This is a genomic window from Providencia alcalifaciens DSM 30120 (assembly GCF_000173415.1).
Taxonomy (GTDB): Bacteria; Pseudomonadota; Gammaproteobacteria; order Enterobacterales; family Enterobacteriaceae; genus Providencia; species Providencia alcalifaciens.
In genome coordinates, this window is the sequence record NZ_ABXW01000053.1 from 312,473 (window position 1) to 335,674 (window position 23,202).

The 23,202-nt window shown below is 40.5% G+C and carries 24 protein-coding genes and 2 tRNA genes; 13 read left to right on the forward strand and 13 right to left on the reverse strand.

Annotated features, from left to right (window positions below; translation table 11 throughout):
* Positions 1-481: 481 nt before the first annotated feature.
* Positions 482-949 carry an outer membrane lipoprotein gene (locus PROVALCAL_RS14505; RefSeq protein ID WP_006660071.1) on the forward strand — a complete coding sequence of 156 codons (468 nt, stop codon included), beginning with the start codon at positions 482-484 and terminating at the stop codon, positions 947-949.
* A 455-nt stretch (positions 950-1,404) separates the two neighbouring features.
* On the opposite strand, the gene slyA is transcribed toward PROVALCAL_RS14505, so the two are convergent.
* Positions 1,405-1,839 carry a transcriptional regulator SlyA gene (slyA, locus tag PROVALCAL_RS14510; protein ID WP_006661932.1) on the reverse strand — a complete coding sequence of 145 codons (435 nt, stop codon included), beginning with the start codon at positions 1,837-1,839 and terminating at the stop codon, positions 1,405-1,407.
* Positions 1,840-2,357: 518 nt separating this feature from the next.
* Positions 2,358-2,597, reverse strand: coding sequence for a DUF1289 domain-containing protein (locus PROVALCAL_RS14515; RefSeq protein ID WP_039862118.1), 240 nt, complete (start codon positions 2,595-2,597; stop codon positions 2,358-2,360).
* 178 nt (positions 2,598-2,775) lie between these two features.
* Between PROVALCAL_RS14515 and gloA the strand changes: the two genes are divergently transcribed.
* Together gloA and rnt are read left to right on the forward strand one after the other, a co-directional pair.
* Positions 2,776-3,183 carry a lactoylglutathione lyase gene (gene gloA / locus PROVALCAL_RS14520; RefSeq protein WP_006661934.1) on the forward strand — a complete coding sequence of 136 codons (408 nt, stop codon included), beginning with the start codon at positions 2,776-2,778 and terminating at the stop codon, positions 3,181-3,183.
* A gap of 126 nt (positions 3,184-3,309) precedes the next feature.
* Entirely contained in the window at positions 3,310-3,954 is a 645-nt protein-coding gene (rnt, locus tag PROVALCAL_RS14525) for a ribonuclease T (RefSeq protein ID WP_006660075.1), read from the forward strand.
* A gap of 105 nt (positions 3,955-4,059) precedes the next feature.
* Here the strand turns inward: rnt and PROVALCAL_RS14530 are convergent, their stop codons facing one another.
* Positions 4,060-4,407 (reverse strand): Grx4 family monothiol glutaredoxin, encoded by a 348-nt coding sequence (locus PROVALCAL_RS14530; protein WP_006660076.1) that lies wholly within the window; start codon positions 4,405-4,407, stop codon positions 4,060-4,062.
* Between the two features lie 612 nt (positions 4,408-5,019).
* Here PROVALCAL_RS14530 and sodB point away from each other — a divergent pair.
* The gene (gene sodB / locus PROVALCAL_RS14535) at positions 5,020-5,598 is read left to right on the forward strand and encodes a superoxide dismutase [Fe] (protein ID WP_006660077.1); all 579 of its coding nucleotides are present in this window, start codon (positions 5,020-5,022) and stop codon (positions 5,596-5,598) included.
* Between the two features lie 88 nt (positions 5,599-5,686).
* On the opposite strand, the gene cydH is transcribed toward sodB, so the two are convergent.
* Positions 5,687-5,770, reverse strand: a complete 84-nt coding sequence (gene cydH / locus PROVALCAL_RS20280) for a cytochrome bd-I oxidase subunit CydH (protein ID WP_112860191.1) — start codon at positions 5,768-5,770, stop codon at positions 5,687-5,689.
* A gap of 267 nt (positions 5,771-6,037) precedes the next feature.
* Here cydH and purR point away from each other — a divergent pair, with 267 nt between their 5' ends.
* The gene (gene purR, locus PROVALCAL_RS14540) at positions 6,038-7,063 is read left to right on the forward strand and encodes an HTH-type transcriptional repressor PurR (RefSeq protein WP_006660078.1); all 1,026 of its coding nucleotides are present in this window, start codon (positions 6,038-6,040) and stop codon (positions 7,061-7,063) included.
* 15 nt (positions 7,064-7,078) lie between these two features.
* Here purR and punR read toward each other — a convergent pair whose 3' ends face one another.
* Complete coding sequence (gene punR, locus PROVALCAL_RS14545; RefSeq protein WP_006660079.1) at positions 7,079-7,984, reverse strand: DNA-binding transcriptional activator PunR; 906 nt, start codon at positions 7,982-7,984, stop codon at positions 7,079-7,081.
* Positions 7,985-8,106: 122 nt separating this feature from the next.
* Between punR and punC the strand changes: the two genes are divergently transcribed.
* From punC to PROVALCAL_RS14560, 3 genes are all read left to right on the forward strand, one after another.
* Positions 8,107-9,330 carry a purine nucleoside transporter PunC gene (gene punC / locus PROVALCAL_RS14550; protein WP_006660080.1) on the forward strand — a complete coding sequence of 408 codons (1,224 nt, stop codon included), beginning with the start codon at positions 8,107-8,109 and terminating at the stop codon, positions 9,328-9,330.
* A 155-nt stretch (positions 9,331-9,485) separates the two neighbouring features.
* The gene (locus tag PROVALCAL_RS14555) at positions 9,486-10,241 is read left to right on the forward strand and encodes a helix-turn-helix transcriptional regulator (protein ID WP_006660081.1); all 756 of its coding nucleotides are present in this window, start codon (positions 9,486-9,488) and stop codon (positions 10,239-10,241) included.
* Positions 10,242-10,265: 24 nt separating this feature from the next.
* Positions 10,266-10,538, forward strand: a complete 273-nt coding sequence (locus PROVALCAL_RS14560) for a putative quinol monooxygenase (protein ID WP_006660082.1) — start codon at positions 10,266-10,268, stop codon at positions 10,536-10,538.
* 81 nt (positions 10,539-10,619) lie between these two features.
* Here PROVALCAL_RS14560 and PROVALCAL_RS14565 read toward each other — a convergent pair whose 3' ends face one another.
* Entirely contained in the window at positions 10,620-11,297 is a 678-nt protein-coding gene (locus PROVALCAL_RS14565) for a riboflavin synthase (protein ID WP_006660083.1), read from the reverse strand.
* A 282-nt stretch (positions 11,298-11,579) separates the two neighbouring features.
* Between PROVALCAL_RS14565 and PROVALCAL_RS14570 the strand changes: the two genes are divergently transcribed.
* The 5 genes from PROVALCAL_RS14570 (at position 11,580) to PROVALCAL_RS14590 (ending at position 15,848) form a co-directional block, all read left to right on the forward strand.
* The gene (locus PROVALCAL_RS14570; RefSeq protein ID WP_006660084.1) at positions 11,580-12,953 is read left to right on the forward strand and encodes an MATE family efflux transporter; all 1,374 of its coding nucleotides are present in this window, start codon (positions 11,580-11,582) and stop codon (positions 12,951-12,953) included.
* 158 nt (positions 12,954-13,111) lie between these two features.
* Positions 13,112-13,188, forward strand: a tRNA-Val gene (locus PROVALCAL_RS14575).
* 41 nt (positions 13,189-13,229) lie between these two features.
* A tRNA-Val gene (locus tag PROVALCAL_RS14580) sits at positions 13,230-13,306 on the forward strand.
* Positions 13,307-13,755: 449 nt separating this feature from the next.
* Positions 13,756-15,168, forward strand: coding sequence for a pyruvate kinase PykF (pykF, locus tag PROVALCAL_RS14585; protein WP_006660085.1), 1,413 nt, complete (start codon positions 13,756-13,758; stop codon positions 15,166-15,168).
* A gap of 443 nt (positions 15,169-15,611) precedes the next feature.
* A complete protein-coding gene (locus PROVALCAL_RS14590; protein ID WP_004263789.1) occupies positions 15,612-15,848 on the forward strand; it encodes a major outer membrane lipoprotein in 237 nt (78 codons plus the stop codon).
* A gap of 107 nt (positions 15,849-15,955) precedes the next feature.
* On the opposite strand, the gene PROVALCAL_RS14595 is transcribed toward PROVALCAL_RS14590, so the two are convergent.
* The 7 genes from PROVALCAL_RS14595 to sufA form a co-directional block, all read right to left on the reverse strand.
* Positions 15,956-17,008, reverse strand: coding sequence for a L,D-transpeptidase family protein (locus PROVALCAL_RS14595; RefSeq protein ID WP_036962165.1), 1,053 nt, complete (start codon positions 17,006-17,008; stop codon positions 15,956-15,958).
* Positions 17,009-17,258: 250 nt separating this feature from the next.
* Positions 17,259-17,675 carry a cysteine desulfuration protein SufE gene (gene sufE, locus PROVALCAL_RS14600; RefSeq protein WP_006661939.1) on the reverse strand — a complete coding sequence of 139 codons (417 nt, stop codon included), beginning with the start codon at positions 17,673-17,675 and terminating at the stop codon, positions 17,259-17,261.
* Positions 17,676-17,731: 56 nt separating this feature from the next.
* A complete protein-coding gene (gene sufS, locus PROVALCAL_RS14605) occupies positions 17,732-18,970 on the reverse strand; it encodes a cysteine desulfurase SufS (protein WP_006660088.1) in 1,239 nt (412 codons plus the stop codon).
* Between the two features lie 4 nt (positions 18,971-18,974).
* Complete coding sequence (gene sufD, locus PROVALCAL_RS14610) at positions 18,975-20,282, reverse strand: Fe-S cluster assembly protein SufD (RefSeq protein ID WP_006660089.1); 1,308 nt, start codon at positions 20,280-20,282, stop codon at positions 18,975-18,977.
* Positions 20,257-21,003, reverse strand: a complete 747-nt coding sequence (gene sufC / locus PROVALCAL_RS14615) for a Fe-S cluster assembly ATPase SufC (protein WP_006660090.1) — start codon at positions 21,001-21,003, stop codon at positions 20,257-20,259. Before sufC ends, sufD begins: the two co-directional genes overlap by 26 nt.
* Positions 21,004-21,048: 45 nt before the next feature.
* Positions 21,049-22,548 (reverse strand): Fe-S cluster assembly protein SufB, encoded by a 1,500-nt coding sequence (gene sufB, locus PROVALCAL_RS14620; protein WP_006660091.1) that lies wholly within the window; start codon positions 22,546-22,548, stop codon positions 21,049-21,051.
* Between the two features lie 16 nt (positions 22,549-22,564).
* Positions 22,565-22,933, reverse strand: a complete 369-nt coding sequence (gene sufA / locus PROVALCAL_RS14625; protein ID WP_036962289.1) for a Fe-S cluster assembly scaffold SufA — start codon at positions 22,931-22,933, stop codon at positions 22,565-22,567.
* Between the last annotated feature and the right edge of the window lie 269 nt (positions 22,934-23,202).

The window sequence follows — 23,202 nt, forward strand, 5'->3', positions numbered from 1 at the left end:
GAAAGATTGTGCTTCGAGGGAAGTATTTGTCAACTGATCGATTCAATTTCTCGTACCGCTTCGCAGGAATAATAAATAAATGAAGAGAAGATTCAAAATAGTGAGCAAAATAGCAGCAATAGATGTTTTTTTTATCTATTGCTTATTTAATTTGATTTATAATGGTTCATTCTGTAATTATCTGCTACACCTTAAAGTGAGTGGTCACCATTACAGGTAAAAGTGCACTCTTTATTGATTGCTATAATGAGATGCTCTGAAATAGATAAAAACAGATCACTCTTTAGCAAAGGGTGCCCTAAATTGGGATTTTAGGTGGAATTTGAGACATTTTACCTAGTGTTGATGCATTATTTAATTCAAGATTAGTAATCTAGGCTCTGTTATCTAAAATAAATTTTTGATGTTATTGCGCTTATGGTAAGAACAAATATTCAATGCTACGTTACTGCCACAAACAGCAAGTCTCATAGGAGTTATTATGCTTAAGAAAGTTTTTGTAGGTGTTGCTGCGGTTGTTGCATTATCTGGCTGTGTCAATACGAGTACGCTTTCTGGTGATACTATTTCAGCTCAAGATGCTAAACAAGTGCAAACCGTTACTTATGGTACAGTCCTGAATGCGCGCCCTGTTACTATCCAAGCGGGTGAAGATGGTAACGTTATTGGTGCTATTGGTGGTGCTGTAATTGGTGGTCTATTAGGTAATACTGTTGGTGGTGGTACAGGCAAAACGCTGGCAACCGCTGCTGGTGCAATTGCCGGCGGTTTAGCAGGTCAACAGGCTCAAGGCGCTTTAAATAAAAGCCAAGGTGTTCAACTGGAAATTCGTTTAGACAGCGGTAAAAATATTGTTGTTGTTCAAAAACAAGATCCAACTACTTTCCGTGTTGGTCAACGTGTCATGATTGCAAACAGCGGAAGCACAGTCACAGTTTCACCTCGTTAAGTTGATTCAAATTAAAATAAAATGCGTTCACCTCCCATGAGTCGGTGAACGCATTTTCTGTTAACAAGTTTTAGTGATTTAATTTTAATCTCATGGCTGTTAATAAAATTTAGTGTTATTAACAATGCTAAATTATTTTACTGAATTTTTTTGTATGCTTCATTTTAAATTTATTTTGATTCGTCTTTACATCCCCATACTTCATAGATGAAATAATTTAAATTGATATTATTTTAATGAAAGGAAAATATGATATTTTCACACTATCCTTTACTGTTCAGCCTTATCTACAGCGCCCAAAACTTTATATCTAAAAGTAGCAAAATATAAAGCCGCCTCACGTAAAAAATCATGCATTAGATAAAATCAAAATACATATTACGTGAATAGTGGCTATATTTATTAGTTCAATATATTTTCGATTACATTTCATTCATGAATAAATAATTATTAAGCTATGAATCATTCTGTAATCGTAGGATATTTTTTTCCAACTTTAACAACAATAGAGATAACTGCCCTAGCTCATCATGGCTAATATTACTCAGAATTTCTGTACGCGTATTATTAATCACTTGATCCACAGTCTTGATAAAAGGCTCTGATTCCTCAGTTAATTTGATTCTTTTGGCTCGTCGATCGTTAGCACAAGTATGGCGAGAAATTAGCTTTTTCTCTTCCAATTGATCTAGCGTCCGAACCAATGACGGTTGCTCAATCCCAATGGCTTTTGCCAGCTGAATCTGTGATTGTTCTGGAGGTAACTGACTAATGTTATGTAATGTTACCCAATGTGTTTGCGTTAACTTCAGTGGCTTTAGACGATAGTCAATTAATGCTCGCCACATACGTACTACGCGAGATAATTCAGTTCCAATTTGTGATTCCAATTTACCCTCCTGTATATAATTATAATGTCTAAAAAATATACCTAATACATATTATTTTTTAAATTATATATTAATTCCCTTTTATATTGACAACCTTTTATTGACTCAATACCTAATAAATACCTATATATAGTGAGTATCAATAATTTATTGCGTGATATATCCTTTATTTTCTTCCATGTACTTTCATGTAAAAACAATCCAATCACTTAATAAGATAACCTATCAATTATCTTATTAATAAGAATAGCCTTACTCTTCTTTCGAATCTATCTATTTTAACCCTTATAGTAATTACAGCTAACAATAAAAAATGCAATAGCAAATAAATCCTTTAAAAACAAAAGAATATAGTTATTCTTAAAATTATGTCATTTACAGTGGATTTGCATAAATACCATCATCATTTTGAATAAATAAAATTTTATTGAAAGATAACCAATGAAATTAATGTTAATTTATCAATTCGTACTTTAATGATTTACAACCTACTAATTAGTAGTGAAATAATTAACCCACTAAAACAATGACTGCTGTGGATCATTATTTTCTTCTTGGACCACTTTCTTACTATTTGCTCTTAATAGTCGTTGACGGCATAAACGAATCACATGACGTTTCTGAGCATTGGTTAATTGCAACCACCCGAAACGTTCATCTCGAGTACGATAGCAACCTCGGCAATACCCTTGCTCATTGGTTTGACATATCCCACGACAAGGGCTTGGAATGTCAAAAAACTCAAGTTGTTCAGCCATCGTTAACCACCCGTAATATAAACATAAAATTATGATATACTCCCTCGAATTGAGTATAACCATGATATGGCTAAAAAATAAACCACAATCGCTGTATTTAGCCATATCACGCGTTATATTAATAAATTGATTCGACTTTAAGCATCACTGCGTACGAATTTATTGGGAGACTTTTATTATGCGCTTACTACATACCATGCTCCGTGTCACCGACATGCAACGCTCCATTGATTTTTATACTAAAGTATTAGGCATGCGCCTACTGCGTACGAGCGAAAATGAAGAATATAAATATTCCTTAGCATTCGTAGGCTACAGTGATGAAAGCGAAGGTGCTGTTATCGAACTAACTTATAATTGGGGCGTAACAGAATATGATTTAGGCAATGCATATGGTCACATTGCACTCGGAGTTGATGATGTTGCTAAAACATGTGAAGACATCCGTCATGCAGGTGGAAATGTGACTCGTGAAGCAGGTCCTGTCAAAGGCGGCACCACCGTTATCGCATTTGTTGAAGATCCTGATGGATATAAAATCGAGCTCATTGAGAATAAAAGTGCAAGTAAAGGATTAGGTAATTAATCCTCTTCATGAATTTTAAATTTCGGGGGAGGATATCATCCCCCGAAATTTCTTCAGTATCTACCTGCAAAAATGAATTCCCTTTGGCATAATGAAGCCAACCAGAAACTGTAAATTGAAAGCCTAATGTCTGAAAAAAATAATCCTAACTCACTGGTTAACCGATTTCGGGGTTACTACCCTGTTGTTATTGATGTTGAAACTGGTGGGTTCAACCCTAAAACTGATGGTCTGCTTGAGATAGCCGCCATTACACTTAAGATGGATAAAGATGGCTGGCTCGCCATTGATGAAACGCTGCATTTTCATGTAGAACCTTTTGAGGGGGCGAATTTGGAACCCTCGGCTCTTGAATTTACAGGTATCGATCCAACCAACCCATTACGTGGGGCAGTGAGTGAATATGACGCATTGCATGCCATTTTTAAAACAATCCGAAAAGGCATGAAAAACACAGATTGTAATCGAGCAATTATGGTGGCGCACAATGCTAATTTTGACCACAGTTTTGTCATGAATGCAGCTGAACGCTCTGGGTTAAAGCGTAACCCTTTCCATCCTTTTGCAACATTCGATACGGCAGCACTGAGTGGTTTAGTTTTTGGGCAAACTATCCTCGCAAAAGCATGTGTCACAGCGGGTATTCCATTTGATGGAAAACAAGCTCATGGCGCCTTGTATGATACTAATCGTACCGCACTGTTATTCTGCGAGTTAGTGAATAAATGGAAAAAACTCGGCGGATGGCCGCTTCCTAGCGAACCTCAATAACGCCCTTTATTCCCGCCATAAATACAAAAAAACCGTATTAGTTTTTATGCTAATACGGTTTTCTATCAATATGTTGTAAGCTCAAAGGCCCACATAACCATTTGATTACTCAGTAATGGTTTCATCTGCTGGACGGTACTTGTCCGCAGTTTCTTTAATCAATGTTTGTAACTCGCCACGCTGGAACATTTCAACGATAATGTCACAACCACCAACTAACTCGCCATCAACCCATAATTGCGGGAATGTTGGCCAGTTAGCATATTTTGGCAGCTCTGCGCGGATATCTGGATTTTGTAGAATGTCGACGTAAGCAAAGCGTTCACCGCAAGAAGACAGTGCTTGAACAGCTTGAGCAGAAAATCCGCAGCTAGGCAGTTTTGGAGAGCCTTTCATATATAATAAAATTGGGTTTTCTTTAACTTGGCGCTCAATTTTTTCGATTGTTGTCATTTTATATCCTAAAACGTGGGTGCTGATTTTGTAGTCAGGTGAGTCACTTTAAATCATTCCTCAGAACCATTTCCAAGATAACTCATTAGACAGAACAGATTGACCGGTGTAATGCCGGCATTGTCAAAACATCGCAAATTGTTCCGTGATTGTTTCATACAATATGCCAGTTTTATAAGGTGAATACTATAGCACTCCTATTTGCGGTACTCAAAAGGTGAAGAACAAATAGCAACGTTTTCTTTTTGCTATAAAAAATTTTCTGTTGGCGTTTTTGCCGTGTAATCATAGGAGTTATTTGTTAATATATTAGCAAATTAATAACACTTGATGCATTTCTCCGCTTATCCATGATAATCACGATCAGGGTGAGAGTGATATTATGCAACTTACTAACAATTAAGACATAAATAGCATCATGTAGCAGGTTTTTTCTTACGGTAGCCTGTATTCTGTTATGATAAATAAATAACTGATTCGATGACGTGGTAGCTGATAATCGTTTCCCGTCACTATAATAGAAGTAGATTAACAAATAGATACACGTTTAATTTCGCTCATTTTACGAGCAAACACCCTAAACACTGAATAAAAGCAATCAAGGAGTACGCAATGTCTTTTGAATTACCAGCTCTACCTTATGCTAAAGATGCTTTAGAACCGCATATCTCTGCTGAAACCTTAGAATATCACTATGGTAAGCACCACAACACATATGTTGTTAACCTGAACAACCTGATCAAAGGCACCAAATTTGAAGGTCTGTCTTTAGAAGAAATCATCAAAACTTCTGACGCTGGCGTATTCAATAACGCGGCTCAAGTTTGGAATCACACTTTCTACTGGCACTGCTTAGCACCAAATGCAGGTGGCGAACCAACAGGTAAAGTTGCTGAAGCTATCAACAAAGCATTCGGTTCATTCGCTCAGTTCAAAGAGCAATTCACTGATGCCGCAGTTAAAAACTTCGGTGCAGGTTGGACTTGGTTAGTGAAAAAAGCAGATGGTAGCCTCGCTATCGTCAACACCTCTAACGCAGCAACACCAATCTCTGGTGACGACAAGCCCGTTCTGACTGTTGATATCTGGGAACACGCTTACTACATCGATTACCGTAACGCGCGTCCAAAATACTTAGAAAATTTCTGGGCGCTGGTTAACTGGAAATTTGTTGAAGAAAATCTGGCTTAATTTTAGTTCAGATCTAAAATGACTACGGGCGAGTACAATACTCGCCCTTAATTATTTCTCATCCTAAATAGTAAGGATGAAAATGAAATCAGAAAATGTGCACAACAAACAAAATAATTACAGCTAAAGAGCCAAATGCCGCTAGTAATCCATATTTTAAATCTGTATCCATGAGACCCTCTCATATCGAGAAATTGAATTATCAAATAACCATAAAATAAAAAGGTTATTTCAGTATACATGCACAAAAACGTAAAACCAGTGTCTATATCACATGTTATAACATCAATTATTTCTTTCGTTTTTGCGCTAGATCAGACAAAATCGATAACAAATCGCTAAATTATTGCCAGCAAAGAGACTATGCATCAATATGCAGGTAATTATTTAACTAGAATTATTTTAGAGACCAAGTTTTGGTTAGGAGTTTTTTCTTCTCATGGCAACAATTAAAGATGTGGCGAAGCGTGCAGGCGTCTCCACCACAACCGTCTCCCATGTTATCAACAAGACGCGTTTTGTCGCTGATGATACAAAAACGGCCGTTTGGGCCGCCATCAAAGAGCTCAATTATTCTCCAAGTGCGGTTGCTCGTAGTTTAAAAGTCAATCACACCAAATCAATTGGTCTACTGGCGACATCAAGTGAGGCGCCCTATTTTGCAGAAGTCATCGAATCTGTTGAAAATAGTTGCTATGAGAAAGGCTACACTTTAATTTTATGTAATTCTCACAATAACTTAGGTAAGCAAAAAGCCTACCTGCAAATGCTGGCGCAAAAACGAGTCGATGGTCTACTTGTCATGTGCTCAGAATACCCCGATACCCTAATTGGCATGTTGGAAGATTACCGCAATATTCCAATGGTGGTAATGGATTGGGGAACTTCTCGTGGCGACTTTACTGATAGTATTATTGATAACTCTTTCCACGGTGGTTATTTAGCCGGTCGTTACCTTATTGACCGCGGTCATCGGGAAATTGGCGTGATCCCGGGGTCTCTCGAAAGAAATACGGGGATTGGACGTTTAACTGGTTTTAAAAAAGCCATGGAAGAAGCCAAAGTCACCCTGAAAGATGAGTGGATTGTTCAGGGGGATTTCGAGCCAGAATCCGGTTATAAAGCGATGATGCAAATCCTCAGTAACAAGCACCGCCCTACAGCTGTCTTTTGTGGTGGTGATATTATGGCGATGGGGGCAATTTGTGCTGCTGATGAGATGGGACTGCGCGTTCCTCAAGATATTTCCATTATTGGTTATGATAACGTGCGTAACGCTCGTTACTTCACTCCAGCTTTGACTACCATTCACCAGCCAAAAGAGCGCTTAGGTCAAATGGCATTTGCGATGTTGCTTGATCGTATCGTGAATAAACGTGAAGATGCACAAACGATTGAAGTTCATCCACGTTTAGTTGAACGCCGTTCCGTGGCAGATGGTCCATTTATTGATTATCGTCGTTAACCATATCACTATAATTTAGCTAGCAAACCACTCCGCGTTGAGCGTTTCACTATCACCAAGATAGTCCAGAAGCCATCTCAACGCCGGAGATGTATTGTTTTCAACCCATGTTAAGCAACATGGACTTTCAGGGAAAGGCTGCGCTAGCTCCAATTCAACTAATTTCCCTTCTGCACACAAGGGTGCGGCTCGATGTTCTGGCACCATTCCAACGCAGAGACCATTCGCTAAACATGCCAAACCACTTTCCCAATAAGGCACAACTAAGCGGCGCTGGTTATCCAATGCCCACGTGTCTCGCTTAGGTAAGCTTCGAGAGGTATCTTCAAGACATAAACTCGGATACTCTCGCATTTGGTCATCCGTCAGTTTACCTTGGATTTTTGCTAATGGGTGTTCAGGGCTTGCCACACAGCGCCATGACATAAACCCCATATCACGAAAACTATAACGCTCACCAATGGGTGAGGCACGAGTTGCACCAATTGCCACATCCACTCTGCCATCCGCTAAAGCATCCCAGACACCATTAAAAACTTCAGGGTGTATATAGAGCTCAATATCAGGAAAATGGCGATAAAAGTCTAAAATCAACTGCTCAGTACGCTGTGGTTTCACAATACAATCAACCGCAATACTGAACTGCCCACGCCACCCATTTGCGACTTGTTGACACTGATGGCGGGTATCAATCATTTTTTTGATAACACTTCGGCTCTCTTTAATAAAGATAACGCCCGCTTCAGTCAACACTACATCGCGGTGACGCCGCTCAAATAGTGGTACTGCCAACCATTCCTCGATTTGTTTCACTGTATAGCTGATCGCTGAAGGGACTCGATGCAGCTCATCTGCGGCACCACTAAAACTTCCCGTTCGAGCCACTGCGTCTATGACTTCAAGTGCATGAGCTGACCACATTTTCTTTCCCTTCAAATAATTTGATAGCAGAGTCCAAATATTACCGTTTCACAACGTAAAAAAATAGCCTATACAATAAGATAACCGTTAACATTATTTCAAATATAGATTAAGTAAAAACTATGACAAATACTGCGACAAAAAACTCCTCTGGATTTTTGATTTACCTTGCCGGCTTAAGCATGCTGGGGTTTTTAGCCATCGATATGTATCTGCCTGCCTTTGGTTCAATGCAAACCGCATTAAACACCACTGAAGGTGCGATCAGCGCATCATTAAGTATCTTTTTAGCTGGCTTCGCTTTTGCTCAGCTTTTGTGGGGCCCTCTTTCCGATAAATTAGGTCGTAAACCTATCCTTATTGCCGGACTTTCCCTATTTATTGTGAGTTGCTTAGGGATGATTTGGGTTACAGATGCAACTCAGTTATTAATATTACGATTCTTACAAGCCGTTGGCGTCTGTGCTGCTGCTGTTTTATGGCAAGCATTGGTTATCGATCGCTATAACGAAGCCGATACCCAAAAAGTGTTTGCCTCTATTATGCCGCTGGTTGCACTCTCTCCTGCCTTAGCACCATTGTTAGGCGCATGGGTACTTGAACACAGAAACTGGGAATTTATTTTTATTGTACTGATGTTGGTTGGCGTTTTATTGCTGTTACCCACACTATGTTTAAAGAAAGTTGCCCCAAAAATCACTGTTGATGAAGAAAAAGCTCAAGCAAAAATTTCTTTTATTACCCTGCTAAGTTCCCCCGTTTTCAGCGGCAACGTCATGATTTATGCAGCATGTAGTGCGGGTTTCTTTGCCTGGTTAACAGGTTCCCCATTTATTTTACGTAATATGGGCTTTAACCCTGCTGACATCGGTTTAAGTTATATACCTCAAACGTTAGCCTTCATCGTTGGGGGTTATGGCTGCCGTTTTGTGTTAGCTAAAGTTCGTGCTGAAACTTTATTCCCATTATTATTAGCAGGTTATGCCATCAGCATGATTATTCTATTTATAATGGCAATCTACATGCAGCCGACATTGACGATGATTTTGATTCCATTCTGCTTTATGGCTGCAATGAACGGAGCTTCGTACCCTATTGCCGTTGCAAAAGCACTCAATACATTCCCTTCAGCCAGTGGTAAAGCCGCTGCGTTACAAAATGCTTTACAGTTAGGGTTGTGTTTCTTAGCCAGTTTATTAGTGTCTACACTCACTTTTGATCCATTACTTTCCACTACGGGAGTGATGGCATTTACTGTTATCCCAATGATTATTGGCTACTTTATGCAGCGCTGTGCCACTAAATCAAATGAGGCAATTAAGCATACTGAATACCAGCATGATTAATTAAACTTATACTTCACCGTATTAGAAATCAGCCACGTTACCATCATGAGTCACGTGGCTGATTTTTTATTTTGATGAATACGTAATTTATAGAGTTAATTTTTACTTATAACACGCTATTATTAGCACATTCAATTATGACGTTTTGAAGAACCATGCTGAAACAGTATTATCCTCCTGATGAATTAAAAGAATTTGTGAGTTCCATTTTGATCATCAAGAAATTTACTGATGCGATTAAAATATTTCCGGGTACCGGCGCTGAAATCTGGGTTTCGACGGAAAATATCAGCATGTCGACCCATGAGCATACATCCGTTAATCCCTTTCAATTAGTCATTCCCAGAATCAATATCTTTACTGCCATCCCTAATAATGCCAGTGTGATGGTCTTACGTATTCGCCATGACGCATTGCGTTTTTTACTTCCACTACGCACATTAAATTATACAGACACGCCAACCCCTCTTAGCCAAGTTTGGAGCAATAACTGGTTTAAATCATTAGCTAACTCCTCGTTTAAGGAGCTAAATGAATGTTTCTATGTTACCAAGGAGACTAAGAAAGCCCATTTTATCGATCACGTACTTGATTCCCTTTATCGTAATCCAAATAAAAAAATCACCGAAATTGCCGATGAAATAGGCTACAGTGCACGCTTAGTTCAAAAGGAGTTTTTAAAAGAATTTGGAATTACACCAAAACGTTATCAAATCAATTGCCGCTTAGAACACGTCATGAAAAGTATGGTTAAAGAACAAGATACCTACCGGTGGTTTGAAACGGGTTATTATGATCAATCCCACTTTTATCGGGATTTTAAGCGTTACTTTACTATGACGCCATCGGCATTTTTAAAGTCAAATTATTCGCTTTTTTACAATACAAAAACAAAGTCTCCATTAAGATAGTTCCGAGTATATAAGGAGAACGGTATGAGTATTGTTGTATATGCCCAAATCACTACCGAAAAAAAGGATGGGTATTTAACGAAAAAAATCGTTAGTGAAATTGCCAAACGCAGCCGGATGGAAAAAGGATGTTTGCAGTATGATCTGATGGCAAAAGAGAATGGTTATATTGTTTTTGAAGAGTGGGAAAATGCACACGCATTAGAAATGTATCAAAAAAGCTCACATTTCAAACAATTAGTCGAAGCTATTGAGCGTGATAATGCAATTTTTTCCGTCAACTTTAGTGAAAAATAATAGAAAGTTCGAGTGAATTTAACATCATCGATTAAATAAGCTATAGCTCAATGATGAGCTATAGCCTCACCAAATGAGAAACTAAGCGGAAGGTTTCTCACTTTCTGCTAAGTCTTCTGCCGCTTGCTTTTGTGTCAATAATTTTTCTTGTTCTTTTTGATGCAAAACGCGCTCAACGGTATCAACGATTGCTTGGGTTTGTGGATCAATCTCAATATTGACCTTATCCCCCAGACGTTTGCTTCCAAGCGTTGTTCTTGCCAGCGTTTCGGGAATTAAATGTACGCAAAAACGATTATTGATCACATCACCAACCGTTAAACTGATACCATCAATCGCGACAAAGCCTTTGTGCAAAATATATTTCATCAGTGCTTTATCATAGATAGATAGCCAAATTTGATGATTATCTTCCGAAGTGAAAATTTTACTAATTTCAGCCGTGGTCACGATATGGCCCGAAACAACATGACCACCAATTTCATCACCATATTTAGCCGCACGCTCGATATTAACCACGTCCCCTTCTTTTAATTCACCCAAATTTGTTAAGCGCAACGTCTCTTTGATTAAATCAAAGCTAACATTTTCACCTTCAATTTTAGTCACGGTTAAGCAGCAACCATTGTGTGCTACCGATGCGCCTGTTTCTAAACCCACTAATAATTCTGGCGTGAATTTCATGACATGAGTACGGAAATTAGCTCTTTCCGTGATTGCAATAATTGGAGCGGTTCCTTGAACAATGCCTGTAAACATAATGACTCTCAGTGCTGTGAATTAATAAACTCAGTTTACCTAAGAATTTTCAGAGATCTATCTTATTTGAGTGGTTATATTCATGCTGTCATCACAAAATATTTAAACCATTTCTATACTAATATGCTGTTTTATTATTCTTAACTATAACAATGTTGGATTGAGTACATAAAAGAGATAGAATAAGGGGTTAGCATTAACTATCTGATTTTTTAGTAAATCATAGAATTTTCATTCCTCTTTTTCTTTTTTTAATTCGAAACTTATTGTGAAGGTGTATGCGTGCAGAAATATATTACAGAAGCGCGTAGCTTGTTGGCTCTCGGAATCCCTATCTTCTTCGCTCAATTCTCCCAAACTGCAATGGGGTTTGTGGACACCATTATGGCTGGAAGTGTTAGTGAAATTGAGATGTCAGCTGTGGCTGTTGGTTTTTCTATTTGGTTGCCTGCTATCTTATTAGGGCAAGGCATTCTCATGGCTCTCACGCCAATTATTGCTCAAATGAACGGCTCTGGTCGTCGAAATTTAATTGGTGACCAAGTTCAGCAAGGATTATGGCTGGCATTCATTTTAGGTATCAGTGTCATGTTATTGCTATACAACAGCAAACTGATTATCAGTAACATGCCTCATATCGATGAAGAGTTAGCGGATAAATCGGTACGTTTCCTCCACGCGATTATGTGGGGAGCGCCTGGTTATCTTTTCTATCAAGTCTATCGTAGCCAATGTGAAGGTTTATCGAAAACCAAACCGGGGATGGTTATCGGCTTTCTTGGCTTGATGGTGAATATTCCCGTTAACTATATCTTTATTTATGGCCATTTTGGCGCACCAGCCTTAGGCGGCGTCGGTTGTGGTGTTGCAACTGCAACGGTGTACTGGGCGATGTGCTTAATGATGAGATGGTATGTTAAACATGCGCCAAATCAGCGAGATATCCGTCCAGCACAAACATTAGCAACGCCGAATCCAGATATTTTAAAGCGCATTATCGTACTCGGAGCGCCGATTGGTTTAGCACTGTTCTTTGAAGTCACATTGTTTGCTGTTGTTGCCCTACTGGTTGCTCCTCTAGGTGTTGTTGCTGTTGCAGGTCATCAAGTGGCTCTTAATTTCAGCTCCGTGATGTTTATGTTCCCACTATCGATGGGGATCGCCGTCACTATTCGTGTTGGCTATAACTTAGGACGCCAGTCTACAGAGGCCGCAAAAGTGTCTTCTTATACAGGGCTTGCGGTCGGGCTATCTTTAGCGTGTTTAACGGCGATCTTTACCAGCTCATTCCGCGAGCCTATCGCTATGATGTATAACAAGAATCCAGAGGTTGTTGTTCTTGCCTCTAGCTTAATGCTATACGCAGCGATTTATCAGCTTTCAGATTCTGTGCAAGTTATTGGCGCTGGGGTACTTCGCGGTTATAAAGATACTCGCTCAATCTTCTTTATCACCTTTACTGCGTATTGGATTTTAGGCTTACCGTCAGGCTATATTCTGGCATTAACAGATTTAGTGACTGACCCTATGGGACCAAAAGGTTTTTGGCTAGGATTTATTATTGGCTTAACCGCAGCAGCCATTGGTATGGCAACACGTATTTTGTGGATCCATCGCCAGTCGGATAGTGTTGTTCTATTACGTTCAACTCGATAATTGACGTAATTTTCAGCGTTTTATGGCAAGGGAGACTCTGTTTTTTTGCGAATAGTTTTAAATACGAGCAAACTCTCGCAAAATTACATTTTCCCCTTGCCAGATTGACGACAGAACGTTAATATTCGTCCCCGTCGTTAAAGCAGTAATGATTGTATGCGTCCGTAGCTCAGTTGGTTAGAGCACCACCTTGACATGGTGGGGGTCGGTAGTTCGAGTCTACTCGGACGCACCATTTAAATTACCATCAGCGACAAACAAAGCATCAAATTCAGTGCGTCCGTAGCTCAGTTGGTTAGAGCACCACCTTGACATGGTGGGGGTCGGTAGTTCGAGTCTACTCGGACGCACCATTCTAATTATTCAAATCAATAAAGACTCTGAACCTCTATTTATCCTGATTAAACATACTTTTTTCAAACATCATATTTGTCTTGATTGTGATTTTGTTTTCCCTTATTTTGTTGCGCAACCCACATTCAATTGAAAATCTCGCGGTTGTTTGATCTTAATTACTTCTGAATCAAATTTAGTAAAATTTGATTTGTCTCACAGTTTGATGTTGTTTATAATACCCCTATGAGCTGAAAGGTTTCAACAAAGACAAATCAGCACGTTAGCTTTAATGAAAAATGTCATCTACACTATACTAAGAATCAAAAATTGACGCTTTTCCAATAAATAGATTTTGAATACCAGACTGTCGCCTATTCTTATAAATGAGTTGCGCAACATAGACTATCTTGCGCATTAAGCATCGGCGGCAATACCGATTTCCTTTATAACCATTAGATAGACTGCCATGAAAAAAACCAAAATTGTTTGTACCATCGGACCAAAAACCGAATCAGAAGAGAAATTAACCCAGTTACTGGATGCAGGCATGAATGTCATGCGCCTTAACTTCTCCCACGGCGACTATGAAGAACATGGTCAACGTATCAATAACCTCCGCTCTGTCTGTGCAAAAACCGGTAAACAAGCAGCTATTCTGCTGGACACTAAAGGTCCAGAAATCCGCACCATGAAATTAGAAGGCGGCAATGACGTTTCTCTCGTTGCAGGTCAAACCTTCTCTTTCACAACAGATACTTCCGTCATCGGTAACCAAGAGCGTGTTGCTGTTACTTACCCTGGCTTAACTAAAGATTTAAAAGTCGGTGATACCGTTTTAGTCGATGATGGCTTAATTGGTATGACTGTCACCAATATCACTGACACAGAAGTCGTTTGCCAAGTATTAAACAATGGCGACCTTGGTGAGAAAAAAGGCGTTAACTTACCGGGTGTTTCTATCGGTTTACCCGCTCTGGCAGAAAAAGATAAAGAAGACCTCATTTTTGGCTGCCAACAAGGTGTTGATTTTGTTGCTGCTTCATTTATTCGTAAACGTTCAGACGTTGAAGAAATTCGTGCTCATCTGAAAAAACACGGTGGCGAGAATATTCAGATCATCTCTAAGATTGAGAACCAAGAAGGTTTAAACAATTTCGACGAAATCCTTGAAGCCTCTGACGGCATCATGGTTGCACGCGGTGATTTAGGGGTTGAAATCCCAGTTGAAGAAGTCATTTTCGCCCAAAAAATGATGATTGAAAAATGCGTTAATGCTCGTAAAGTGGTTATTACTGCAACGCAAATGTTAGATTCAATGATCAAAAACCCACGCCCTACCCGCGCAGAAGCAGGTGACGTTGCGAATGCTATCTTAGATGGTACTGATGCAGTTATGTTGTCAGGGGAAAGCGCGAAAGGTAAATACCCAGTTGAAGCTGTGACCATCATGGCAACAATTTGTGAGCGTACTGACCGCGTAATGCCTACTCGCATTGAAAACCAAAAACCAACTCAGCGTTTACGTGTCACTGAAGCGGTTTGTCGTGGTGCCGTTGAAATGTCAGAAAAACTGGATGTACCATTAATCGTTGTAGCGACTTACGGTGGCAAATCAGCGAAATCTGTACGCAAATACTTCCCTACCGCGCCAATTCTAGCTCTAACAACGAATGAAGAAACTGCACGTCAGTTACTGTTAGTTAAAGGTGTTATTCCGATGATCGTGGGCCCATTTGAATCAACCGATGATTTCTATCGCGAAGGTAAACGTGCTGCACTGGAAAGTGGTTTAGCTGTATCCGGTGATGCAGTGGTTATGGTCTCTGGTGCGTTAGTACAAAGCGGTACAACGAATACGTCATCAGTGCACGTTCTGTAATCATTTAGCCTTAGTAAGAATGACAATAACCCTATTGCTTCACCGCAGTAGGGTTTTTTTATTCGCTAACATAACTGGAATTTAGTGATTCGTGCGAAATATAATTTCAATAAGTTACGTTATGATCTTCGAAAATCTAATTCACGTAAATCTCAATTACAAATCATTTACAAAATTAATCATAAAACGATAACCATTCGCTCAAATTTCAAACTAACAATCCCTTAATTGAAATTTTTATTCGTTTTCACCCTGTTAAATATAAAGTATTTCTAGCAAAACTTTGAATTACGTACTAGCATAAGACTTAGTAAGTACCATACCCTAATTTACATTAGGTTGTTTTAAAGGGATAGAGGTAGCTTTAAGATAACGCTCTTAAGTCTATTTTTTGGTTACTTGCTTTTATATTTTCAAGATAAATCAATCTAGAGGGTAAAATAATGATTCGTACTAAAATTGTACTGGGCTCTATCGTATTAGCTTCAGCATTACTGGCGGGTTGTTCTAACAGCACTGAAGTGCAAAAGCTCTCTTCAGACGTGCAAACTCTGAACGGTAAAGTTGACCAGCTGAGCAATGACGTTCAGTCTCTGCGTTCTGATGTACAAACTGCACAAGAAGAAGCAGCTCGTGCAAACCAACGTCTGGACAACCAAGTACGTACTTACAAAAAATAAGTTCGACTTGATGTTATCTAGAAAAGCTTAACAGCTGAATTATTATTGAGGGCCTATTGTATAGGCCCTTATTTTTTACATCGACTCTCGCTCAGGATAGGTAGTCATTAACTTTTAAATGACTGATATTTGGCAGGAATAGATGACTTCACTTCCCCTTCAAACACAGGTTGAGGTTGAGTGATCGTAAATGGTGCAATCGGTTTTAATTGCTGATAATCGCGTCCCATCGTTTCCGAGTTTTCGCCAACATTCACTTTTACAGGAAGCCCTGAGCGTCTAGAGAGCTCTGCTTGAACCTTCGCTTTATCAACCCCTGGATTCGCTAAAAACGCTTGGAAATCGTCTGTCAGCTTAATTGGCATCGTTTGTGGGTTATCACTGTCTTTACGAGACAACGGCTGATGCACTTCAATATAGTAACTACCATCCGGCTCTTTCGAATACTTAACAGGCTGATCAATAACTTGAACTCGGGTACCTTTTGGCACATTCGTGAACAACGCCTTGATATCATCAGGGCGTAAACGAATACAACCAGAACTCACTCGCATACCAATACCAAAATTAGCATTAGTACCGTGGATCAGGTATTCACCTCGACCATAAGACAGACGCAGCGCATATAGCCCCATTGGGTTTTCAGGTCCAGCGGGTACTACCGCAGGCAACGTTATACCTTGTTGCGCATAATGCTTACGAATATTGGTTGTCGGTGTCCATGTTGGGTCTTTAATCAGCTGGCTAATGGATGTGACCATTTCAGGGGTATCACGTCCTAGTTGGCCAATTCCAATTGGATACACAACCACTTTGCGGCTATTTTCTGGATAGTAATAGAGACGAAGTTCCGCTAAGTTGATCACAATGCCTGTACGCGGCGTTGAAGGTAATAACATCTGCGCTGGAATAATCAGTGGCTTACCCACTTCAGGCAAATAAGGGTCGGTGCCGGGATTTGCTTCTAACATTGCCAGTAAACCAATTTGGTAGTCACTTGCAATTGCTTCCAGTGGGCGCCCATCGTTAGGCACCACATACGTGATATTTTCCCCGATTAGGCGCGTATTGTTATTGGGTAATGGATAATCTTTAGCCTGTGCTGGTGCCAGCACCGCACTCATGACAAACAAACTTACCGCCGTCAAAACTCTTTTCATACCTACTCCAAGGAAAATAAGATTCATTACAAAATTCAAACAATATCGCTCATAATAGCAACTATCTCGAATATCTTTAATACTTAATAAATATTTTAGCCAGCTAATCATTAGAATAAGCGATAGCTACCGTAAGACATTGTTAATTTAACAATAGAATACAGTAAGTTACTTAACTATAAGTTCTAGTATAAGAATAAGAGGAATAAAAGAAAAATGTGGGAAATTCTGAAGATTTCCCACTGAGGCATTAAATTAGTTGGCTAGCTCGCGTCAAAATCGACTTGATCATGCCATTTAAACCTTGCGTACGCGAAGGTGTAAGATGCTGTTCAAGCGCTAATTGTTGGAAAAACCGCTTCACATCCACGGCAAGAATTTGCTCGGGTGTTTTCCCTTGAAAAAGGATAATCACAATCGCGACTAGACCTTTAACAATTGCTGCATCACTGTCTCCCGCAAGAGCCACATGACCGTCCGGTTGCTTTTGCATATCAATCCATACTTGGCTTTGGCAACCTGCAATCAAATTAGCATCCACTCTTTGAGCTTCAGATAATTCAGGGAGTCGCCCACCCAGCTCAATCATATACAAATAGCGCTCTTCCCAATCTTGGCAACGGGCGAAATTGCGTAATAGCTTAGTTTCATCGGGTAACGCCGACATAATATTTCCTTTACTGTCCATTGCTAAATACGACTTGTCTTTATATAAAGCCTGTTTTAGCCGAGTAATTGTTTAATCCGCAACAACGCATTATACAAAGCATCAATCTCTTGCTTTGTCGTATAAATACCTATAGACGCCCGACACATAGCTGGAACCTGATAGTGCTCCATTAACGGCATCGCACAATGGTGTCCTGTACGAATAGCAATCCCATATCTATCAAGAAATGCGCCAACATCATAGGCGTGATGCTCACCTAAATTAAAGGCGATCACCCCTTCTCGTTGATCATTCCCATATAATCGAAGGGAAGGTACTTGCTTCAGCAACTCTGTGGCATATTGCATCAGCTGCTTTTCATATTCAAAAACGTCGCTAAGTCCCAAACCATTGAGATAATCAAAAGCAGCCCCTAAACCAACGATACCACTAATGTTCGGGGTTCCGGCTTCGAATCGCCAAGGAATATCTGCAAATGTAATCCCTTTTGTGAGACTAACTTGGCGGATCATCGCTCCGCCTCCTTCCCAAGGCGGCATTTTTTCTAACCATGCCTTTTTGCCGTATAAAATCCCAATCCCCGTTGGTCCATACAGCTTGTGCCCAGAGCAAACATAAAAGTCACAATCCAGCGCTTGAACATCCACTGTTTGATGCATAGCCCCTTGCGCGCCATCCACGACAATAGCGAGGGGATTTCCATATTGACTGGCAATTTCGCGCGCATGTGAAATCAATGCCTTCACTGGGTTAACTGTACCCAACACATTGGAAATATGGGTAAAGCTGAATAATTTAGTCCGCGCATCAATCAGTTGTGTTAGTTGAGCCGTATCCAGTGTGCCATCTTCAACAATCGGCAAAATGCGGACTTCAAATCCACGTTCTTCTGCCAGCATAAACCATGGGACGATATTCGCATGGTGTTCCATTTCAGTGATAATAATATTGTCACCTTGCTGGATAAACTCACGCCCGAAGCTATTCGCAACGAGATTAATCCCTTCTGTCGTGCCTTTAACAAACACAATCTCTTCAGGGGATGTGGCATGCAAAAAATCAGCGGCTTTTTGTCGTACATTTTCGACTCGCGTAGTCGCATTTGCGCTCAGCGTATGTACGCCACGATGAACCGCGGCATATTCGTGCAACGTAAATTGGCTTTCAGTATCCACAACGGATAACGGTTTCTGGGCGCTGGCTGCGCTATCCAGATATACCAGTGGATGGTTATTTACTGATTGCGCTAAGGCAGGAAAATCCTGCCTCACTGTTTCAACATCAAAGGCCATCGGTTTACACCTCTGCTAATCGCTGGTGAATACTCAACATTACTGCCTGTTTCAGCCCATCAATAGCAATAGATTCCGTTAACTCGGCGGCAAATGCGTTAATAATCATCTGTTTCGCAGCTTGGCTATCAATTCCTCTAGAGCGCAAATAAAAGAGCTGCTCGTCATCAATACGCCCGACCGTCGCACCGTGTCCACATTTTACATCATCGGCATAAATTTCAAGTTGCGGTTTCGTATCGATTTCCGCTTTTTCACCCAGTAATAAGGTGTTGTTCGTCATTTGCCCATCTGTTTTTAGTGCATTCGGCGCAACTTTGATCATGCCGTTAAATACCGCTTTACTGCTATCCATAGCAATGACTTTGTGCAATTGATGGCTTGAGCAATAACCTGCATTATGCTCAAGATAACTGCGTGTATCCGCAATTTCATTGCCTTGCGGTAACAGCAAACTATTTAACTCAAATTCCGTGTTTTCACCTTCAAGACGGCTACTCGTATGATGACGAGTCAGTCCAGCACCCAATAAAAAGCTACTGCTTTTCACTACGCTATCGCGACCTACGATAATGTCATTATGAGCAAAATGCTGAGCCGATGCGTTCTCTGTCATGAGCTTGAAATGGGTAAATTGAACATTATCCCCTACTTCAACAGTCAAACGCCCGCCAGTGAGATGCGGTTGATCATCTAAGCTAACAAAATGTTCAATGACGTGAGATTGGCTATTATTTCCCAGCGTAAGATGATAACGATACTGGCTCATGTTCATCGCTTCTGGATCATGGCTACTACTGGAAATATTCAATAAATAAAGCGGCTTAGCTGCCACTTTATTGGCAGCAAGCTGAATAATCAGCGGCTGAACCGCTAAACATTCCGTGAGATGCAAGAAAATCTCGCTACTCACTGCGTCTGGCAACCAATCTTGGCTATCAAGTAGTGAAACTTGAAATTCCCCTGTATCCACAGAGCTCAGTTCCGCATTATACCGACCATCCACCAGCACAATGCGATACGCATCGATAGGTAACGCAAGAGCCTCACTCAGTTGTACTTGCTGGTTGGGCGAACTAAAACGATATTGGGTATTTAACACGCTATTAAGCGGCGTATAGTGCCAATCTTCATGACGAAACGCTGGTAGCCCTACATGCTTAGCAAGGCTCCAATGAGTTTGAGCATGCTGAGATTTTCCACCTGCCCCCTGCTCATATAACGTTTCAAAACGGCGCATCGCCTGTTGATTTAGTGCATCAACGGCAGCCCGCTTTTCAGTTCTTTCACTGTTGGTCAATAAGCCAGCCATAGCCTTGCTCCTCCAGTTTTTTCGCTAAACTGAAATCACCTGATTTAATAATTTTTCCTTGATAAAGGACATGCACAAAATCGGGTTTTACGTAATCTAAAATGCGTTGATAGTGCGTCACGATGATAAACGAACGCTCAGGTGTGCGCAGAGAGTTCACCCCATTAGAGACAATCTTTAACGCATCGATATCTAGACCAGAGTCAGTTTCGTCCAAGATACATAACTTCGGCTCTAATGCCGCCATCTGTAAAATATCATTACGTTTTTTCTCGCCACCCGAGAAACCCACGTTCACAGAACGTGTTAACAGGTCTTGGGGCATATCTAATAATTCGATTTTATCTTCAATAAAATCTTGAAAATCAAAACGGTCTAGAGGCTCTTGTTGGCGGTATTCACGAACTGCATTCACTGAAGTTTGCAGAAAAAACTGGTTACTGACGCCTGGAATTTCAACTGGGTATTGGAATGCAAGAAAAATACCTTCACCAGCCCGCTCTTCAGGATCTAACGCTAATAAATCCTTACCATTGAACGTCACTTCGCCGCTATCAACTTGATAATCTTCGCGTCCCGCTAAGGTCGCGGATAACGTACTCTTACCCGAACCATTTGGTCCCATAATAGCGTGAACTTCCCCTGATTTAATTTCCAGAGATAAGCCTTTTAAGATTTCATTACCTTCTACACTTACATGCAAATCTTTAATACTTAACATATCAACATGCCTTTGGCGCTTAAGCGCAACTAAACTCGGTTAGGATCAGCCCACACTATGTTCTAAGCTGATAGCCAATAATTTTTGTGCCTCAACGGCAAACTCTAATGGCAGTTCTGAGAAAACATCTTTGCAGAAACCGTTAACAATCATTGAGATAGCATCATCTTCGCTGATCCCACGTTGCAAGCAATAAAATAGCTGGTCTTCCCCAATACGGGAGGTTGTCGCTTCATGCTCCAATTGTGCCGTATTGTTCTTCACTTCCACATACGGGAAGGTATGCGCACCACATTGGGTACCTATGAGCATCGAATCACACTGGGTAAAGTTACGAGCGTTATGGGCGCTAGGAAGAATTTTGACTAAACCACGATAGCTATTTTGGCTTTTACCTGCCGAAATTCCCTTCGAGATAATGGTTGAGCGAGTATTTTTACCAATATGGATCATCTTGGTCCCTGTATCCGCTTGCTGATTACCGTTGGTCAGCGCGACAGAGAAAAATTCGCCTACCGAGTTATCCCCTTTTAAGATCACACTCGGGTATTTCCATGTAATCGCAGAGCCTGTTTCGGATTGGGTCCACGACATTTTGGAATTTTCACCTTCGCACAGGGCTCGCTTAGTCACGAAATTGAGGATCCCCCCAGTTTCGCTATCGCCACCAGAGAACCAGTTCTGCACCGTCGAATATTTGACTTCAGCATCTTTATGGATAATCACTTCGACTACGGCTGCATGTAACTGATAGCTATCGCGCACAGGCGCTGAACAGCCTTCGATATAGCTCACATAGCTGCCTTCATCTGCGATTAAGATGGTACGCTCAAATTGCCCTGTTTTTGCCGCATTAATACGGAAGTACGTTGATAATTCCATCGGGCAGCGAACCCCTTTCGGGATATAAACAAACGTTCCATCTGATGCCACTGCGGCATTCAGTGCGGCAAAGAAATTATCATGGCTCGAGACTACGCTACCTAAATATTTTTGGACGAGTTCTGGGTATTCTTGAATAGCTTCACTGAACGAGCAAAAAATAATCCCGTGTTTGGCCAAATCACCGCGGTAGGTTGTTGATACAGAAACAGAGTCAAATATCGCATCCACGGCGACTTTGCTTCCTTCACGAACAGGGACACCGAGTTGGTTGAAGGCATCTTCAACTTCGCTCGTCAGGTAATTTGCCTCTTCAGCCGTACCCGTTGATTGCGTCGCCCCTGATTGTGAACCGCAGGTATCATCACACGACCCACAGGAAGGTGCTGAATAATAACTATAATCTTGATAATCTAAGTTTGGATAATGTGCTTTCAGCCAATGCGGCTCTTCCATTCCTTTCCAATGATTGAATGCATCTAGACGGAACTGCAACATCCATTCAGGTTCATTACGTTTAGCAGAAATGGCGCGAACGACATCTTCATTGAGCCCTTTAGCCATCTCATCGGTGGCAACTTGGGTAAAAAAGCCTTCTTTATAACGTTTTTCATCAAGCCAGCTTTGAACATCTTCGCCAACTTCTACATTGCTCTGAGACATAATCTAGCTTCACAAGTTAAACGCCGAAGCTTTCACCACACCCACAGGCATGCTGAGCTTTCGGGTTATTAAATTTAAAAATATGGTTAAGCCCTTCTTGGACATAATCCACTACGGTGCCATCAATAAATGGCATAGCTTGTTTTGGTACATATAGGTGTGCACCATCGAGTTCAAACAGCAAGTGGTCATCGGTTGGATTTTCAATCATCTCGAAGACATATCCAAAACCCGCACATCCTGACTGTTTGACGCCAAGCGACAGTCCCTTGCTATTCGGTGTTTGAAGAACCAATTTATTAATCTGTTTAGCGGCATTCGGGGTTAGGCTGACGCCCTGCCATGAATTTTCATCCAATGAAAATGTTTCTACACCATCAGTCATTTTGACCTCACTTTTCTTATGGTTTTTCAGCCTGTTATCAGCGATTTCTTCTCTATATGACATGGTAATGATTACCCATATGACTTCAACCATTTGTTTTAAGAGGTTATAGCGATGAGAGGACATTATTGATGCCATTTCCACACAAGATAAAGTCTAACCAATTAATTATTAAGCAATAATTTTAGATTATGATGATATTTATTATGTATTATTGAGTACATAAAAATGACACAAATTAATAAAGTAATATTTGATATAGGACGAAA